At 65.0% G+C, this 16,843-nt stretch carries 13 protein-coding genes; 7 read left to right on the top strand and 6 right to left on the bottom strand.

Going from position 1 to position 16,843, the window contains the following annotated elements:
* Nucleotides 1–50 precede the first annotated feature (50 nt).
* Both DNJ95_RS05655 and DNJ95_RS05650 read right to left on the bottom strand, forming a co-directional pair.
* On the bottom strand, nt 51–1,373 hold the full coding sequence (locus DNJ95_RS05655) for an LLM class flavin-dependent oxidoreductase (protein WP_131183753.1): 1,323 nt from the start codon (nt 1,371–1,373) through the stop codon (nt 51–53).
* A gap of 113 nt (nt 1,374–1,486) precedes the next feature.
* A complete protein-coding gene (locus DNJ95_RS05650) occupies nt 1,487–3,691 on the bottom strand; it encodes a TonB-dependent receptor (protein WP_131183752.1) in 2,205 nt (734 codons plus the stop codon).
* A 365-nt stretch (nt 3,692–4,056) separates the two neighbouring features.
* Here DNJ95_RS05650 and DNJ95_RS05645 point away from each other — a divergent pair, with 365 nt between their 5' ends.
* The gene (locus tag DNJ95_RS05645; protein WP_131183751.1) at nt 4,057–5,103 is read left to right on the top strand and encodes a LacI family DNA-binding transcriptional regulator; all 1,047 of its coding nucleotides are present in this window, start codon (nt 4,057–4,059) and stop codon (nt 5,101–5,103) included.
* Between the two features lie 253 nt (nt 5,104–5,356).
* Here DNJ95_RS05645 and DNJ95_RS05640 read toward each other — a convergent pair whose 3' ends face one another.
* From DNJ95_RS05640 to DNJ95_RS05625, 4 genes are all read right to left on the bottom strand, one after another.
* Entirely contained in the window at nt 5,357–5,884 is a 528-nt protein-coding gene (locus tag DNJ95_RS05640; RefSeq protein WP_131183750.1) for a DUF3299 domain-containing protein, read from the bottom strand.
* Nucleotides 5,885–5,933: 49 nt separating this feature from the next.
* The gene (locus tag DNJ95_RS05635; RefSeq protein ID WP_131183749.1) at nt 5,934–6,182 is read right to left on the bottom strand and encodes a GlsB/YeaQ/YmgE family stress response membrane protein; all 249 of its coding nucleotides are present in this window, start codon (nt 6,180–6,182) and stop codon (nt 5,934–5,936) included.
* 64 nt (nt 6,183–6,246) lie between these two features.
* The gene (locus DNJ95_RS05630) at nt 6,247–7,095 is read right to left on the bottom strand and encodes an NAD-dependent epimerase/dehydratase family protein (protein WP_131183748.1); all 849 of its coding nucleotides are present in this window, start codon (nt 7,093–7,095) and stop codon (nt 6,247–6,249) included.
* A 153-nt stretch (nt 7,096–7,248) separates the two neighbouring features.
* A complete protein-coding gene (locus DNJ95_RS05625) occupies nt 7,249–9,300 on the bottom strand; it encodes a TonB-dependent receptor (protein ID WP_131183747.1) in 2,052 nt (683 codons plus the stop codon).
* Between the two features lie 522 nt (nt 9,301–9,822).
* Here DNJ95_RS05625 and DNJ95_RS05620 point away from each other — a divergent pair.
* From DNJ95_RS05620 to recG, 6 genes are all read left to right on the top strand, one after another.
* Nucleotides 9,823–10,971, top strand: a complete 1,149-nt coding sequence (locus DNJ95_RS05620; RefSeq protein WP_131183746.1) for an acetyltransferase domain-containing protein — start codon at nt 9,823–9,825, stop codon at nt 10,969–10,971.
* A 496-nt stretch (nt 10,972–11,467) separates the two neighbouring features.
* A complete protein-coding gene (gene exbB, locus DNJ95_RS05615; RefSeq protein WP_420824377.1) occupies nt 11,468–12,523 on the top strand; it encodes a tonB-system energizer ExbB in 1,056 nt (351 codons plus the stop codon).
* Nucleotides 12,524–12,525: 2 nt separating this feature from the next.
* Nucleotides 12,526–12,954, top strand: a complete 429-nt coding sequence (gene exbD / locus DNJ95_RS05610; protein WP_131183745.1) for a TonB system transport protein ExbD — start codon at nt 12,526–12,528, stop codon at nt 12,952–12,954.
* On the top strand, nt 12,951–13,739 hold the full coding sequence (locus DNJ95_RS05605; protein ID WP_131183744.1) for an energy transducer TonB: 789 nt from the start codon (nt 12,951–12,953) through the stop codon (nt 13,737–13,739). The genes exbD and DNJ95_RS05605 overlap by 4 nt, the downstream gene beginning before the upstream one ends.
* A gap of 96 nt (nt 13,740–13,835) precedes the next feature.
* Entirely contained in the window at nt 13,836–14,753 is a 918-nt protein-coding gene (locus tag DNJ95_RS05600) for a hydrogen peroxide-inducible genes activator (protein WP_131183743.1), read from the top strand.
* 4 nt (nt 14,754–14,757) lie between these two features.
* Nucleotides 14,758–16,833, top strand: a complete 2,076-nt coding sequence (gene recG / locus DNJ95_RS05595) for an ATP-dependent DNA helicase RecG (protein WP_131183742.1) — start codon at nt 14,758–14,760, stop codon at nt 16,831–16,833.
* Nucleotides 16,834–16,843: the final 10 nt, after the last annotated feature.

Genomic DNA, 16,843 nt, shown 5'->3' with positions numbered 1-16,843 from the left:
GCGCTTGCGGTCAACGCTTCCACTTGCAGCTTGTCGCTTGCGGCTTGTCGCTAGAAAAATGGATTGCCCGGCCGTTTCAGTCCCAGATGCTCGCGCAGCGTCGTGCCCTGGTATTCGCTGCGGAACAGGCCGCGCCGTTGCAGTTCCGGGACGACCTGGGTGGCGAAGTCTTCCAGGCCGGCCGGCAGGTGCGGTACCAGCACGTTGAAGCCGTCGGCACCGCGCCCTTCGAACCAGGCTTGCAGTTCATCGGCGATCTGCAGCGGGGTGCCGACCAGGGTGTGGTGCCCGCGCCCGCCGGCGATGCGTCGGCCGAGCTGGGCCAGGCTGAGGTTTTCCTGGCCGGCGATCTCGGTCAGCAGCCTCTGCCGGCTCTGCTGGCCGTCCTGGGTCAGCGGCAGTTCGGGCAACGGGCCGTCCAGCGGATAGCCGGACAGGTCGAAGTTGCCGAGCATGCGCCCGAGCAGGGCGACGCCCACCTCGGGCTCCACCAATTGCTGGAACTGCTCGAACTTCTCGCGCGCCTCGGCTTCGCTGTGGCCGACCACCACGAACACGCCGGGCATGATCTTCAGTTCGTCCTCGTGGCGCCCGTACTTGCCCAGGCGGCCCTTGAGGTCGGCGTAGAAGGCCTGGGCGCTGGCCAGCGAGGTCTGCGCGGTGAACACCACCTCGGCGGTGCGCGCCGCCAGCTCGCGGCCGGTTTCCGAGGAGCCGGCCTGCACCAGCACCGGCCGCCCCTGGGGCGAGCGCGCCACGTTGAGCGGGCCCTTCACCCGGAAGTGCTCGCCGACGTGGTCGAGGACGTGCAGCCCGGCCGGGTCGTAGAACTGCCCGCTGGCCTGGTCGCGCACGAAGGCGTCGTCCGCCCAACTGTCCCACAGCCCTTGCACCACCTGCTGGAACTCGCTGGCGCGGGCGTAGCGCTCGGCGTGCGGGATATGCGCCTCGAGGCCGAAGTTCTGCGCCTCGGCGGCGGCATCCGAGGTCACCAGGTTCCAGCCGGCGCGGCCGCCGGACAGGTGGTCGAGGGAGGCGAACTTGCGCGCCACGTGGTACGGCTCGTTGTAGCTGGTGGTGACGGTGCCGACCAGGCCGATGCGCTCGGTCACCGCCGACAGCGCCGACAGCAGCGTGAGCGGTTCGAAGTACACCGAACGGGCGGTGCGGCTGGCAATGGCGTCAGTCGGCGCGGCCACGCTGTCGGCCACGAACAGCGCATCGAAGCAGGCCGCCTCGGCGATCCGCGCGGCGCGCTTGTAGCCGGCCAGGTCCAGCGGGTCCGGGTTGACCTGCGGGTGGCGCCAGGCGGCCACATGGTGACCGGTGGCCATGAGGAAGGCGCCGAGACGGAGTTGACGGGGTTGGCTCATGGGAATCTACCTGGATGGATGACAATACCGCCCGGTCGTTCTGTGTCGGCTCGGGTGGGTTCTGCACGCAGCTCTTGCGCCGGGTGCGCTATGCGCACCACGGCGTCTCCAGCTCAGAAATCCTTGCGCAGTTGTATGCCGAAGTAACGCTCGTCGTCGCGCGGCACGGCGCGGTAGACGTGCCCGCCACCGGTCGCCAGCGCCTGGGCGTAGGACTTGTCGCCGAGGTTCTTGCCCAGCAGTGCCACGCGCCAGCCGGCGTCATAGTCGGCCAGGGCAACGCTGGCGTTCCAGATGCCGTAGGCGTCCTGCACGGTGTCGGCGTTCTGGTCGAGGCTGAACTGCACCGCGTCCTGCCAGCTATAGTCGGTGGACAGTTCCACATCCAGGCCATTGCCCAGCGGGATGCTGTAGTCAGCGCGCACATGGCTCTTCCAGTCCGGGGTGAACGGCAGGCGGCCGCCGTCGATGTCGCAGGTGGCCGCCGCGCCCGCCGGACAGTTGAAGTGGTCGATGCGTGCCTTGGTGTAGGCCAGCGCCGCCGACAGCTTGAACTGGCGGGTGACCTGGAAGGCGGCGTCCAGCTCGACGCCCTGGGTCTTGACGCTGCCGGCGTTGATCAGCCGGGTCACCACCTGGCCCGCCACGGTATCGAAGAAGTTGGCCTGGTAGTCGTCGTAGTCGGTATGGAACAGCGCCAGGTTGGCGCTCAGGCGCTTGTCCAGCGCGGTCGCCTTCAGGCCCAGCTCGTAGGCGTCGGAGGTTTCCGGCTTGAGCGCGCCGGTGTCGCGCGGCTGCATGTTGAAGAAGGTGTTGTAGGCCGGCCCCTTGTAGCCACGCGAGTAGGTCAGGTAGCCGACGAGGTCGTCTGTGAAATCGTACTGCAGGCCGACGCGGCCGCTGAAGCCGTCCTCGTCCACCGAGCCGCTGCTGGAGGTGGAGGGCTGGATGCCGGTGACCGCCACCGCCGAGGTCGAGACGCGGCGGTGCTCGTAGTCCAGTTCGTCGTAGGTCCAGCGCAGGCCGAGGATGCCGCGCAGGTCGTCGGTGAAGTTGAAGGTGTTCTCGCCGAACAGCGCGAAGCTGTCGTTGCGCACACTGTAGTCGGCGCGGCCATGGTCGAGCACGCCGGCATTGGTCGACCAGCGCTGGTAGCGCTCGTCGGAGCGGCCGTGGAAGTAGTAGGCACCGAGCACGTATTCGTTGAACTGCCCTTTCGGCGAAGTCAGGCGGAATTCCTGGGAGAACTGCTCGTAGTCCACCTCGCCCTTGTCGTGGGAAGCAGCCAGCGGCAGCGTGGCCAGGCGGTCGCCATCCTGATACTGGGTGTTGTCCCAGCCGCGCCAGGCGCTGATCGAGGTCAGGGTGAAATCACCGAGGCGCCAGTCGACCTGGCCGGACAGGCCGCTGTTGCGGTCCTCGACGTAGGTCCGGTAGTCAGTGTTGATGCGGCGGTTGTCCGCGCTGGCGACCACCGGGCGCAGGGCGCTGGCGAAGGTGGCGTTGCTGGTCGCGGTGATCACGCCGTTGGGCAGGTCGTCCTCGCCATCCATATGGTCGGCGATCAGGGTCACGCGCAGGTCCTCGTTCGGCTCGAACACCAGCTTGCCGCGCACGCCCTTGCGGTCGTAGCCGTTGACCCGGTGGCCGTTGTGGACGTTCTTCACATTGCCGTCGTAGGCGCCCCACAGGGTGCTCAGGGAGCCTTTCAGGGTGTCCGTCAGGCGCCCGCCGATACCGAAGCGCAGGCGGTGCTCGTTGCCCTTGCCGAAATGCGAGTAGTCGACGTAGCCGCGGGTTTCCTCCGGCACGTCCTGGCTGACGATATTGAGCACCCCGGCCGAGGCGTTCTTGCCGAACAGGGTGCCCTGCGGGCCGCGCAGCACTTCGATGCGCTGCAGGTCGAGCAGGTCCAGGGTGGACTGCCCGGGGCGACCGAACACCACGCCATCGACCACCGTGGCCACGGTCGGCTCGACGCCCGGCGAGGTGGAGATGGTGCCGACGCCGCGCACGAACAGCGAGGTGTCCTTGTTCGAAGCGCCGGCGCGGTAATTCAGGGTCGGCACCTGCTGCACGATGCTCGAGACGTTGTTGCGGTTGTCGCGTTCGAGCTGCTCGCCGTCCACCACCGACACGGCCACCGGCACTTCCTGCAGGCTGGCCTCGCGGCGGGTGGCGGTCACCGTCACGGTGCCCAGGGCGGCGGCGCGGGGCTCGGCGGCCGGCTCGGCGGCGAACAGCGGCTGCCCGAGCGAAGCCAGCACGATGGCGGTGCCCAGCCGCGTGCGGGGCGAAGGTGAATTCTGTATAGGCATGGTCTCTCTGCTCCGTTGAACCAGACACAGGCCGCGGGGGCCTCACGGTTGCCGCTAGTGGTCTGGTCCCGCTCGTGCGAGTGACAGTTGGACATCGCGGCATTGCGCCTTGTTAGCGCTAACATAAGCAATGTTCGATGCCTTCTCTTATCGCGTCAAATACTAAAATATTAGATTCATATTCTATTATCGAATGGTTCAAGCGCCTGGGCACGCGGACAGACGAGAACAGCGTTGGGCTGGCGCTCTTTCATCCAGCCAACGCTTTTATCGGCTTTTCAAGCGCATAGCGCGATCGCCCCGGGCGCTTCTGCTAGCGCTAACAATCAGGTATGTTGCCGCCTTCTAAAGGCTTGGAGTCCGCCATGGCGCAGGACCAGGATCGCCCTCGCAAGCGCCGTGGCGCCGGCCGGGTCACCCTCAACCAGGTGGCGCGCGAGGCCGGTGTGTCGGCTATCAGCGTGTCGCGCCATTTCAACCAGCCGGAACAGGTCTCGGCCGAGCTGCGCGAGCGTATCCAGGCAGTGGTCGAGCGCCTCGGCTATGTGCCCAACCTGGTGGCCGGCGGGCTGGCCTCGGCGCGCGGGCGTATCGTTGGCATGGTCGTGCCGAACATTTCCGGGCCGATCTTCGCCAACACCATCCAGGGCTTCAGCGACACCCTGGCCGGCCACGGCTACCAGTTGCTGCTGGCCTCCAGTTATTTCTCCACGGAACAGGAAGAAAGCGCGGTACGCAGCTTCCTCGGCTGGTCGCCGGCGGCCCTGGCGGTGACCAGCCACTTCCATAGCGAAGGCACCGAGAAGCTGCTCGCCGATGCCGATATCCCGCTGGTGGAGGTCTGGGACTACCAGCCCCGGCGCACACCGATCCAGGTCGGCTTCCTGCACTATGATGTCGGCGTGATGTCCGCCCGCCATCTGCTGGACAAGGGCTACCGGCGCATTGCCTTCGTGCAGAACAGCGCCGCCGGCGACTTCAGCGCCCTCGACCGCCGCGACGGCTATGCCGACACCCTGCGCGAAGCGGGGCTGGAGCCCTGGGTGTTCGTGCCCAGCAGCGACAGCGCCCCCTTCGAGGCCGGCAAGCAGGCGATGCAGCACCTGATGAAGCGTACGCCGTGGCCCGACGCGATCATCTTCGCCAACGACAACCTGGCCGCCGGCGGCCTGCTCGCGGCCCAGCGCGCCGGCCTGCGCATGCCGGAGGATTGCGCGGTGATGGGCTTCGGCGACTATGCCTTCGCCGAGCTGCTGCTGCCCAGCCTGACCACCGTTCGCCCGCCGTCCCGGGAAATCGGCGAGATCGCCGCCCAGCGCGTGCTGCAGAGCCTCGGCGCACTGCCCGCCGAGCAGCCGGTGCAACGCCTGAACCGCCTCGCCTGCAAACTGGTGGAACGGGAAAGCACCTGAGCTGGTCCGCGTAGCGCGGGGACGGCCCGGCGGCTTTGATCGTTGACGCGCACGAGTGTCACGACACGCATCAACTGTCGGCATATGGTCAGCTCTCTTTGAGATGGGGTGCGCCGCGTGCGCACCAGGGGCAGTGGCGTCAAGCGCCCAGGCGCGCATGGCGCACCCTGCGGCGTGCAAGCACATGTCGATATTGGATGTGGGGCGCGGCGCTCGTGCTGCGATCAGGCTCCACAGGTGAAGCGCGGGCGCCTCAGAGGTCCTCTTCCTCGACCAGCCGCACTTCCGTGGCGTCCAGCGCATAGGCGGCGTCGGCCAGGTCGTTGCTGACCTTCTCCACCCGCAGCGGGCCTTCGATCCACAGCGGTGCGTAGATGTCGTCCAACAGGATGCCCCTGGGGTAGCGCACTAGTACGATCTGGTTGGGCGGTGGTGGCGGTACGTGGATGCAGGCGCCGGGGTAGGGCACCAGGAAAAATTCGGTGCTGCGGCCCCGGGCATCGCTTTCCAGTGGTACCGGATAGCCGCCGAGAAGGATGGTCTTGCCATCCAGCGCCTGCACGGTCTTCGCCGAGTACATCACGTCGGGCAGCCCGCCGCCCTGCTTGAGCCCACCCTGGTCGCTGAAGCCGAAGTCTTCCGGCGTGTCGTGTTCGATCTCCGGCATGTTCTCCAGCGCTAAACGGTCCTCCTCCGGCATCAGCTCCAGCCAGTCGAGTTCGGCTTGCGCCGCATGCAGGGGGACACAGAACAACAGAAGCGACAGCAGGATCGGACGCATGGAAGGGCTTCGGGTGGAGGAGTGGGCCGCCGAGGACGGCCCGGCGGGGTCATTTGCGTTTGCTCAACGCACCATATATCAGCAGCAGGATGATCGCACCGATCACTGAGCCGATAAAGCCGGCGCCCTGGCCCGCGTCGTAGAAACCCAGTGCCTGGCCACCGTAGCCGGCCAGCAGCGAACCGCCGATGCCGAGCAGGATGGTCATGATCCAGCCCATGTTGTCATCGCCGGGTTTGATGAAGCGGGCGATGAGTCCGACGATAAGGCCGACGATGATGGTTCCGATGAATCCCATGGTTGATATCTCCTGATTTATCCACAGAACATGGACCGCACAGGCCGCGCAGGGTTCGTTCGTTTCACTCCTGCTCGTCGGCGTAGCCTTCGCGGTAGCTCGGGTAGCGGGGCGTCCAGCCCAGCGCCCGGGCGCGGGCATTGCTGCAGCGCTTGCTGCCGGCGCGGCGCTGGATGGCCGGCCCGTCCGGTGCGTCGATGCCCAGGCGCTGGCGCAGCCAGTCGACCACTTCATGCAGAGGCGCCGGTGCGTCGTCCACGCCGAGGTAGCAGTCTTCCAGCGCGGTTCCGCCCTGCTCTGCCAGCAACAAGGTAGCCAGCAGTGTCGCCGCATCGTCGCGGTGGATGCGGTTGCTGTATTGCGGGGGCTCCTGCTGTGCCTGCATACCGGCTCGCACCTGGCCCTGCAACCAGGGCCGTGACGGGTGGTAGAGGCCCGCCAGGCGCACCAGGGTGGCCGGCAGGCCGCTGGCCAGCGCCAGGCGCTCGGCTTCCAGCATCACCTGGCCGGTGTAGCCGTCGGGTTCGGTGGGGGAGCGTTCGTCCACCCATTCGCCATCGTGTTGCCCATAGACGCCGACGCTGGAGACGAACAGCAGCCGTCGTGGATGCTGGCCGTACAGCGCCAGCCAGGCCAGCACGTTGCGCAGCCCCTCGACATAGGCCAGGCGATAGCCGTCTTCGTCGCGTCGTTGCGGCGAAGCGCTGTAGAGCAGGTAGTCGATAGGGCCTGCCGGCCAGCCATCGGGACAGGCCGGCTGCGTGAAGTCGCCGGGCACTGGCAGGATCGAGGCGGGCAGTGCCGTGGTATCACGGCGCAGGCCATGGATACGCCAATCCGCCAGCAGCGGCTGCGCGGCGAGTCGCAGCCCGAGGTCGCCGCAGCCGGCGATCATCAGAACGGGAGCCGTCATTGCATGGGGTCCATGTATCAAGAGTAGGAGCAGCCGGAAGCTGGAGGCGTAATCCACGCCGGGTGCGCCGGGAGGATAGCGCGTCGCTTGCCAGTACGCATGGCGCCCCTACGACTGCTTCGAGCTTAACCCCAGGCGACGGATACTCATCCGCTACAGCTTCATGTTGAGCGACACATAGGCCGAGCGGCCCGGCGCCGGGGAGAACATCGGCTGGTCGTCGCCGCCCCAGAAGAAGTTGTCGTACCAGACGTATTCGTACTCGCGGTCGGTCAGGTTCTTCAACTGCAGGTCGATGCTGGTGGTGCTGGACAGTTGGTAGCTGGCGTTGGCATCCAGTACCGCGAAGCCGCCATATTTGCCGGCCTCGTTCAGTTCATCGATGTAATAGCTGCCCTGGGCGCGTGCCTGGACACCGAAGCGCCAGCTATCGTTGAAGCGGTAATCGGCGCCGAAGTTGCTGATGTAGCGTGGCGTGGAGAACACCTCCTTGCCGGCCAGGGATTCTCCCGCCGAGGTGAAGGCCTTGATCACCTTGGCCTCCTGGATCGCGTGGGAGCCCCACAGCGTCCACTGGTCATTCAGTTGCGCGGTGATCTGCATGTCGACGCCACGCCGGCGGGTTTCCCCGAGCCCGACGGTGGTGCCGGTGCTGGGCATGTTCGCCACTTCATCGGTGGCATCCTGCTGCCATACGGACAGCCGCGCCTCGGAGCCTTCGAACGGGCGGAATTTCACCCCCAGCTCCTTGCCGGTGTTGATCGACGGGTCGTATCTGCCTTGCCCGGCGGTCATGTAGGCCGGCCCGGTGCTGCCCGTGAGAATCTGGAAGGTCCGCCCCCAGTTGGCATAGACATCGACATTCTGCGTGAGGCTGTAGATGACGCTCAGTTTCGGCTGCCGGATCCAGCCGTAGTCCTGCAGCGATGCCTTCTCGCCACCGAGCAGGTTGGTGTTGCCGGTGAACTTGTCCACGCGCATGGCCGGGATGATCTTCAGTGACTCGGTCGGCTGGATGATCCCCTGGACATAGGCCCCCAGGTTGCGCAGGGTGTAATGATCGTCGTTCTGGATGCGTGTGGGCGCTGCGTCGAAGTCGGTCGGCACGCCATAGGGGTAGCGCTGGCGGCGATAGGCGTTGTCCTGTTCTTCGAAGCTGATGCCGCCATCGAGGGTCAGCAGGTCGTTGGCGCGCCAGGTGAGGTTGCTCAGCACGCCGCTCTGTTGCTCGTCCCACAGGCGGCGCTGACGTGGCGCATCGCCAGCCTGGTAGCTGGTGAAGGTGACGGTGCGATCATCGTTGTAGCTGTTGTAGTAGAGCTTGCTGCTCAGGTTCAAATCGTCGTTGAGCTGCCAGTCCATGTGCAGGCTCAGGTGCTTCATGTCACGGTCGTCGCTGTCGTTGGCATTCTTGGCTGGCGACCGGGTACGGCTGGCGCGCATCTCCTGGCGGGTGAGGAAACCGCCCTCCTCGGCCTGGTGGTGATACAGGCGCGCGATCAGGCCGACGCGGAAGGTTTGCGCATCGTCGCTGACGAACCACTTGCCGCCGAGGGCGTACTTGTTGGAATTGCCATTGTCACGGAAACCGTCCGAGTCCTGCTTGGCCAGCAGGTAGTTCTGGGCGAAGTTGCCTTCTTCATGGCCCACTGCCAGTTGTATCTCGCGGGTATCGAAGCTGCCGTAGGTCAGGCGGCTATCGATGTAGTTACCGCCCTGGCGGGTGGCGTAATTGATATTGCCGCCGATGTTATGCAGGCCGTAGCGCGGATCGTTGGTACCGCGCACCACCTCGATGTAGTCGATATCGAGTGGAAAGACCATGTCGATGAAGCGCTGGTTACCACTGTTGACGTTGCTCGGTACGCCGTCGATCAGCACCTTGATACCGTTGATGTAGCCTTCGCCGTTGAATGCGCGGAAGGTGGCCTTGCCGGACTCGGCGCCCTGGCCGGTTTCGGTGAGCTGGATGCCGGGCATCTGCCCCAGCAGTTGCCAACTGTTCATGACGTTCTTGTCTTCCACCTGGTCGCCGCCCATCACGTCGACGGAAGTCAGCACGTTCTCGGTGCGCAACGCGGTGCCGGACTTTTTCGATACGCGCACCTCGCCCAGGGTAATGGTCGAGTTTCCGGGTTGGGCGGCGTAAAGATCGGTCATGACCATCGCTGTCAAGACAGCGAGAGAGGCCGAGGTGGTTTTCATAAAGACTCCTGAAGTGCGGTACTCAATGCCGAACGGCCGCAGACGTTTCATTGGATGGGAAGCAATGATTCAGCCTGGGGCTGTGCCCAGTGAGCGTGGTTGTCGATCGTATGGCTGGGGCGTGGATCGTAAAAAGTGCATGTTATACCATGTCAAATTAGATGGGCATGCTGTTTTCTCGAGCGGGTATATCTGAGAACCTGTTCACGATTTCGCAAGCTCGAGCGGCGGTGGAGTACGCCATACGCACCCCCGCACAAACCTGCCAATGAGTATTTTCCGGGAAAACGAGTCGTTTGCGCACAGTTGTCTGGAAACGATCATGAACAGCTCATGAGGCCCGATCCTGCTGCCCGCAAGGGAAGCCTCGAAATGGCTGCGAGCGCCGATACCTGTCGTGCTGCGTTACGTGGGCCGAGGTGGCTTTCATGCGCTTGCCCTGGGACGGGGCACGCCATTTGGCTGTGAAACCTGTATGGAATATATTGTTCGAAATTTCTATTTTCACCAGATCCAGGTTCTATGAATAACGCCCCTGCTACCCGGCTGCTCTCCATCGATGCGTTGAGAGGGCTGGTGATTCTTTTCATGCTGCTCGACCATGTACGGGAAACCTTCTACCTGCACATGCAGGTCGGCGACCCGATGGATGTGGCGCAGACCGAGCCCGCGCTGTTTTTCAGCCGTACCCTGGCGCACCTGTGCGCGCCGGTCTTCGTCTTCCTCACCGGCCTGTCGGCCTTCCTGTTCGCCGAGAAGTATCAGGGGGCCGCCCAGGCATCCGCCTTCCTGTTCAAGCGCGGGCTGTTCCTGGTGCTGCTGGAGCTGACCCTGGTCAACTTCGCCTGGACTTTCCAGTTCCCGCCCAGCGTCATCTATCTGCAAGTGATCTGGGCCATCGGCCTGAGCATGCTGGCGCTGTCCGCGCTGGTCTGGCTACCCCGCGTGGCGCTGGCCACCCTCGGCCTGCTGATCGTCGCCGGGCACAACCTGCTCGATGGCCTGCATTTCCCGGTCGATTCGGTCCTGCATATTCCCTGGGCCATCCTGCATGACCGCGGCTGGATCGAAGCGTCCGAGCACCTGCGCTTGCGTACCTCCTATCCCTTGCTGCCGTGGATCGGCATCATCGCCCTCGGTTATGCGGCCGGCCCCTGGTTCGCCCGCTCCGCCAGCGCTCCGCTGCGCCGCCAGCGCCTGCTGAGCGCCGGTTTTGGCATGCTCGCGGGTTTCGTCGCGCTGCGCTTGCTCAATGGTTACGGTGAGAAGCCATGGGCGGGCGGCGAGACCGCCCTGCAGACCCTGATGAGCTTCTTCAACATCACCAAATATCCGCCGTCGCTGCTGTTCATCGCCCTGACCCTGGGGGTCTGCCTGTTGCTGCTGTACCTGTTCGAACGGTTGCAGCAGCGCCGCTGGGTGCAACGGCTCGGGGTTTTCGGTGGCGCGCCGATGTTCTTCTACCTGTTGCACCTTTATGTGCTGAAAATCCTCTACCTGGCCTGCGTGGCGACCTGGGGCCTGAACCAGGGCGAGTATTTCGGTTTCGGCTCGATGCCCGGCATCTGGCTGTGCAGCATCCTGCTGGCCTTCGCCCTCTACCCGCCGGTACGCTGGTTCGCCGCACTCAAGGCACGTCGTCGCGATATCGCCTGGCTCAAGTACCTGTAGCGCGCTTCGCCTGCCCGATGCCCCTGGCGCAGCGCTCGGCAGGCTGGCGGGTACACAACTGCTCCAGTGATCCTGGCGCCCCTCCCGGCCCGGATCGGCATCACCAGGCACATGGCGCAACGGGGGGGCACTGGATGCCGCGGCAGTCCGGCTGCTTCAGGATCACTTCGATCCCATGGTCGATCCTGCCATCGAAGGTCGCCGCGTCCCACGGGAGGAAGGCGGGGATGTTGGCGGCGTTGCGGGTGCCGTGGCTGGCCATTGGCTTCACGTTGTCGCCCGGTACCCGCATCCGCTAAAGGCATATGGGAGTGGTTTGCGCTGTGATTCTGGCTGATTTCCACCCCCTGCTCAGGTACGCTAATGCCTTCGTGAAGGAAAATTAATTTTATTTCTTTAACGAACGATAACTATTTGCGACAATCGGTGCTTGCTCTGGCTCGTCAATTAACCATTCGAGCCACTGTCCGTCCCGCTCAGATCAGGTGTGGCCCGCATGAAATCGATATTCTCCCGTGCCCCGTTCAACAGCGCTGCCTTGCGCATGTTCGTGGCTGTCCTGCTTGCCTTGTCGCTGGTGCCAGCCAGCCAGGCCGATGAAACGACCCCGGCAGTTGCTCCCGCCGCCAGCGAGGCGCCCGATGGTCGGGATCACCATCACCGGAACCATCGCAACGCCAACGGCGAGGCGCCCGTCGCCCCGGCAGGCGAGGGGCTTCCGAGCGATCCAGTGCCAGCGGATGCCCCGTCGGCGGCAGAGGACGCTGAAGGCGCGCCCGAGGATGCTGCGCCGGCCGCAGCGGTCGAAGGCGAGGCCGCCGCCGAAGAGGAACTCGTTGCCGGCTTTGCCCACGACCTCTCTCCATGGGGCATGTACCAGGGCGCGGATATCGTCGTGAAAGCCGTGATGATCGGCCTGGTCATCGCCTCGATCATCACCTGGACCATCTGGGTCGCCAAAGGCCTCGAACTGATTCGCGCCAAGCGTCGCCTGCGGGGCGAAATCGGCGAGCTGAAGCGGGTCAGTACGCTCAAGCAGGCTGCCGACCAGGCCCGTGTCCAGCACAGCTTCAGTACGCTGCTGATCGAGGATGCCCAGGAGGAGTTGAACCTTTCCTCCAAGAGCACCGACAAGGACGCGATCAAGGAGCGGGTCAGTTTCCGCCTCGAGCGTCTGGTGGTCGCCAGCGGTCGTAGCATGAGCCAGGGGACCGGCGTGCTGGCCACCATCGGTTCGACGGCGCCTTTCGTCGGTCTGTTCGGTACCGTGTGGGGGATCATGAACAGCTTCATCGGTATCGCCAAATCCCAGACCACCAACCTGGCAGTGGTCGCCCCGGGTATCGCCGAGGCGCTGTTGGCTACCGCCCTGGGGCTGGTCGCGGCGATTCCGGCAGTGGTCATCTATAACGTATTCGCGCGCTCGATCTCCGGTTACAAGGCCCAGGTCGCCGACGCCTCGGCCCAGGTGCTGCTGCTGGTCAGCCGTGACCTGGACCATCAACCCCCGGCCGAGCGCAACTCGCATCCTCACGTTGCCAAGGTGGGCTGAGCATGGGCATGCATCTGAAAGAAGGGGCCGAGGACGACCTTTCCGAAGCCCATGAGATCAACGTAACGCCGTTCATCGACGTGATGCTGGTGCTGCTGATCATCTTCATGGTCGCGGCCCCGCTGGCGACCGTGGATATCAAGCTCGACCTGCCGGCGTCCACCGCCAAGCCCGCGCCCCGGCCGGACCAGCCGATCTACCTGAGCATCAAGGAAGACAACAGCCTGTTCCTGGGCAACGAGGAAGTGACGCTGGCCACCATGGGCGGCGCGCTCGATGTCCAGACCAAGGGCGACAAGGACCATACGGTCTTCGTGCGTGGCGACACCGCGCTGGAGTACGGGCACCTGATGGAAGTCATGGATGGGCTGCGTGCAGCCGGCTACCTGAAAATCGGCCTCGTGGGCCTGGAGACGGTCGGCGCGCCATGAGTAATCAGCCCTACAAACTGTCGTTGTGGGCTGGCAGTCTCGTGTTGGTACTGGGGCTGCACATCGGCCTGGCGATCTGGTCACTGTACTGGAAGCCGGAAGTCACCGAGGTGGAGATGCCGCCCCTGGCCATGATGATCGAGCTGGCACCGCTGCCCGCGGCGCCCAAGCCCGCGCCACCGACGCCGCCCAAGCCGGTGCAGCCACCCGAGCCGATCGAAGAGCCCGAACCCGAACCGCTGCCCAAGCTGGCCGAAGCGCCCAAGCCGAAGATCGCGGTGCCGCCGCCGCCCAAGCCGAAGCCCAAGAAGGAGCGGCCCAAGCCTCGCCCCGAGATCAAGCCGGAGCCGAAGAAGGAGCCCGAGCCGGAGCAGCCACAGGAGCCGGAAACCCAGGAAGCCTCGCAGTCGCAGCCAAGCGCCAATCGCTTCGACGATCGCCTGGCGACCACCGAGCAGGGCGAGAGCGCACCGATCACCTCGAATGCCGAGCCGACCTGGCAGAGCCGTCTGCTGGCTCACCTGAACCGCTACAAGCGCTATCCCGATGATGCGCGGCGTCGTGGTCATGAGGGTGTGGTCAGGTTGCGTTTCGTGGTCGATGCCAAGGGCAACGTGCTGTCCTACGAACTGGTCGGCAACTCCGGCAGTTCCTCCCTGAACCGGGCGACCGAGCAGATGATCCGCCGCGCACAGCCGCTCCCCGCCCCTCCCGAGGAGCTATTGAAGAACGGTACGCTGGAAGTCCTGGCACCCTTCGTGTACTCGCTGGAGCGGGGAAGGTAATGCCGCGCAAGGCTGCGCAGATCATGCGCAGCCTTGCTGCTTGGTTTCTGCGCAAGACTGCCGCTATGCTTAGCTGTATCTCAATGGATATTGGCTATGACCCTCACCGAACTCCGTTACATCGTCACACTCGCTCAGGAACAGCATTTCGGGCGTGCGGCAGAGCGCTGTCATGTCAGCCAGCCGACCTTGTCGGTCGGTGTGAAGAAGCTCGAGGACGAGCTTGGCATTCTGATTTTCGAACGCACCAAGAGTGCGGTGCGCCTGACCCCGGTCGGCGAAGGCATCGTTACCCAGGCACAGAAGGTGCTGGAGCAGGCCCAGAGCATCCGCGAGCTGGCCCAGGTCGGCAAGAACCAGCTGGCCGCCCCTCTCAAGGTCGGGGCCATCTATACGGTCGGTCCCTATATCTTTCCCCACCTGATTCCTCAACTGCACCGGGTCGCCCCGGACATGCCGCTGTACATCGAGGAAAACTTCACCCATGTACTGCGCGACAAGCTGCGTACCGGCGAACTCGACGCGATCATCATCGCCCTGCCGTTCCAGGAAGCGGATGTCGTGACCAGGACGCTGTACGACGAGCCGTTCTACGTGCTGATGCCGGCCGGGCACCCCTGGACCGCCCTGGAGAGCATCGATCCTGAACAGCTCAATGACAGCAGCCTGCTGCTGCTTGGCGAGGGGCACTGTTTTCGTGATCAGGTGCTGGAGTCCTGCCCGACCACGCGCAAGGGCGAAACGGTCAGCAATACCACGGTGGAAGCCAGTTCGCTGGAGACTATTCGCCATATGGTCGCTTCGGGGCTTGGCGTGTCGGTCCTGCCGCTGTCCGCAGTGGACAGTTACCACTATGCGCCTGGAATACTCGAGGTCAGGCCATTCACTTCCCCGGTCCCCTTTCGTACGGTGGCGATCGCCTGGCGCGTCAGTTTCCCGCGGCCAAAAGCCATCGAGATCCTGGCCGACTCGATCCGCCTCTGCTCGGTTGGCAAGAACGCGGTGAGCTGCTGAGTCGATGACCGAACTGGCCGATATCCCGGTGACGACGCTCAAGGGCGTAGGCGCGGCGCTGGCCGAGAAGCTGGCGCGGGTCGGCCTGGAGACCCTGCAGGATGTGCTTTTCCACCTGCCGCTCCGTTACCAGGACCGTACCCGCATAACGCCGATCGGCGCCTTGCGTCCCGGGCAGGATGCCGTGGTCGAGGGCACGGTGGCCGGTGCCGATGTGATCATGGGACGGCGGCGCAGCCTGCTGGTGCGTCTGCAGGATGGTAGCGGTACCTTGAGCCTGCGCTTCTTCCATTTCAGCCAGGCACAGAAGGACGGCATGAAGCGTGGCAACCAACTGCGTTGCTATGGCGAGGTGCGGCCTGGCGCCACGGGGCTGGAAATCTATCATCCTGAATATCGCAGCCTGCAGGGGCAGGAGAGCCCCGCGGTGGAGCAGACGCTGACCCCGATCTATCCCACCACCGAGGGGTTGACCCAGCAGCGCCTGCGCAACCTCAGTCAGCAGGCGCTGCTGCGGCTCGGGCCGCACAGCCTGCCCGACTGGCTACCCGCGGAGTTGGCTGTGGAATACCGCCTGGGCGCCCTGGACCAGGCCATTCGCTACCTGCACCGGCCGCCAGCGGATGCCGACCTGCAGGAGCTGGCCGAGGGGCGGCACTGGGCCCAGCACCGGCTGGCGTTCGAGGAACTGCTGACCCATCAGTTGTCGTTGCAACGCCTGCGTGAAAGCGTGCGTTCCCAGCAGGCGCCCCCGCTGCCTCCCGCCCGGCGCCTGCCGCAGGCTTTCCTCGACAACCTGGGTTTCCAGCCGACCGGGGCGCAGAAAAGGGTCGCGGCGGAAATCGCCTATGATCTGGCCCAGGCCGAGCCGATGCTGCGTCTGGTGCAGGGTGACGTGGGCGCGGGCAAGACCGTGGTGGCGGCCCTGGCGGCGTTGCAGGCGCTCGAAGCCGGCTACCAGGTGGCGCTGATGGCGCCGACCGAGATATTGGCCGAGCAGCATTTCATCAATTTCGACAAGTGGCTGAACCCGCTGGGCATCGAGGTCGCCTGGCTGGCCGGCAAGCTCAAGGGCAAGGCCCGTGCGACCGCCCTCGAACGTATCGGCGCGGGGGTGCCGATGGTGGTGGGCACCCATGCGCTGTTCCAGGATGAGGTGCGCTTCCAGCGCCTGGCGCTGGTGGTGATCGACGAGCAGCACCGTTTCGGTGTGCAGCAACGCCTGGCGCTGCGGCGCAAGGGCGTGGATGGCCAGTTGTGCCCGCACCAGTTGATCATGACCGCCACGCCCATTCCGCGTACCCTGGCCATGAGTGCCTATGCCGACCTGGACACCTCGATCCTCGATGAGCTGCCTCCGGGGCGTACACCGGTCAATACGCTGCTGGTCGCCGACAGCCGGCGCCTGGAAGTCATCGAGCGGGTGCGCCTGGCCTGCGGGCAGGGGCGGCAGGCCTACTGGGTCTGTACGCTGATCGAAGAGTCCGAGGAGATGACCTGCCAGGCCGCCGAAACCACCTATGCCGACCTTTGCGCGGCCTTGGGCGGCTTGCGCGTGGGGTTGATCCACGGGCGCATGAAGCCGGCGGAAAAGGCGGCGGTGATGCAGGATTTCAAGACCGGCGCATTGCAGTTGCTGGTCGCCACTACGGTGATCGAAGTGGGGGTGGACGTGCCCAATGCCAGCCTTATGATCATTGAGAACCCCGAACGTCTGGGGCTGGCGCAACTTCACCAGTTGCGTGGCCGGGTAGGGCGCGGCAGTGCCGCCAGCCATTGCGTGTTGCTCTATCATCCGCCACTGTCACAGATAGGCCGGGAACGCCTGGGGATCATGCGGGAGACCTGCGATGGTTTCCTGATCGCCGAGAAGGACCTGGAACTGCGTGGCCCGGGCGAAATGCTCGGCGTTCGCCAGACCGGCCTGCTGCAATTCAAGGTGGCCGACCTGATGCGCGACGCCGACCTGCTGCCAGCGGTGCGCGATGCGGCCCAGACACTGCTGGAGCGCTGGCCGCAGCATGTCAGCCCGCTGCTGGCGCGTTGGCTCCGACATGGCCAGCAGTATGGCCAGGTCTGATACTTTGTCG

The sequence above is a fragment of the Stutzerimonas kirkiae genome (genome assembly GCF_004327335.1).
Taxonomy (GTDB): Bacteria; Pseudomonadota; Gammaproteobacteria; order Pseudomonadales; family Pseudomonadaceae; genus Stutzerimonas; species Stutzerimonas kirkiae.
This window is presented reverse-complemented; position numbering and strand designations above follow the sequence as displayed.

Coding starts and splice junctions, on each gene's coding strand:
- DNJ95_RS05655 (WP_131183753.1), bottom strand. CDS start 1,373: ATGAGCCAACCCCGTCAACTCCGTCTCGGCGCCTTCCTCATGGCCACC.
- DNJ95_RS05650 (WP_131183752.1), bottom strand. CDS start 3,691: ATGCCTATACAGAATTCACCTTCGCCCCGCACGCGGCTGGGCACCGCC.
- DNJ95_RS05645 (WP_131183751.1), top strand. CDS start 4,057: ATGGCGCAGGACCAGGATCGCCCTCGCAAGCGCCGTGGCGCCGGCCGG.
- DNJ95_RS05640 (WP_131183750.1), bottom strand. CDS start 5,884: ATGCGTCCGATCCTGCTGTCGCTTCTGTTGTTCTGTGTCCCCCTGCAT.
- DNJ95_RS05635 (WP_131183749.1), bottom strand. CDS start 6,182: ATGGGATTCATCGGAACCATCATCGTCGGCCTTATCGTCGGACTCATC.
- DNJ95_RS05630 (WP_131183748.1), bottom strand. CDS start 7,095: ATGACGGCTCCCGTTCTGATGATCGCCGGCTGCGGCGACCTCGGGCTG.
- DNJ95_RS05625 (WP_131183747.1), bottom strand. CDS start 9,300: ATGAAAACCACCTCGGCCTCTCTCGCTGTCTTGACAGCGATGGTCATG.
- DNJ95_RS05620 (WP_131183746.1), top strand. CDS start 9,823: ATGAATAACGCCCCTGCTACCCGGCTGCTCTCCATCGATGCGTTGAGA.
- exbB (WP_420824377.1), top strand. CDS start 11,468: ATGAAATCGATATTCTCCCGTGCCCCGTTCAACAGCGCTGCCTTGCGC.
- exbD (WP_131183745.1), top strand. CDS start 12,526: ATGGGCATGCATCTGAAAGAAGGGGCCGAGGACGACCTTTCCGAAGCC.
- DNJ95_RS05605 (WP_131183744.1), top strand. CDS start 12,951: ATGAGTAATCAGCCCTACAAACTGTCGTTGTGGGCTGGCAGTCTCGTG.
- DNJ95_RS05600 (WP_131183743.1), top strand. CDS start 13,836: ATGACCCTCACCGAACTCCGTTACATCGTCACACTCGCTCAGGAACAG.
- recG (WP_131183742.1), top strand. CDS start 14,758: ATGACCGAACTGGCCGATATCCCGGTGACGACGCTCAAGGGCGTAGGC.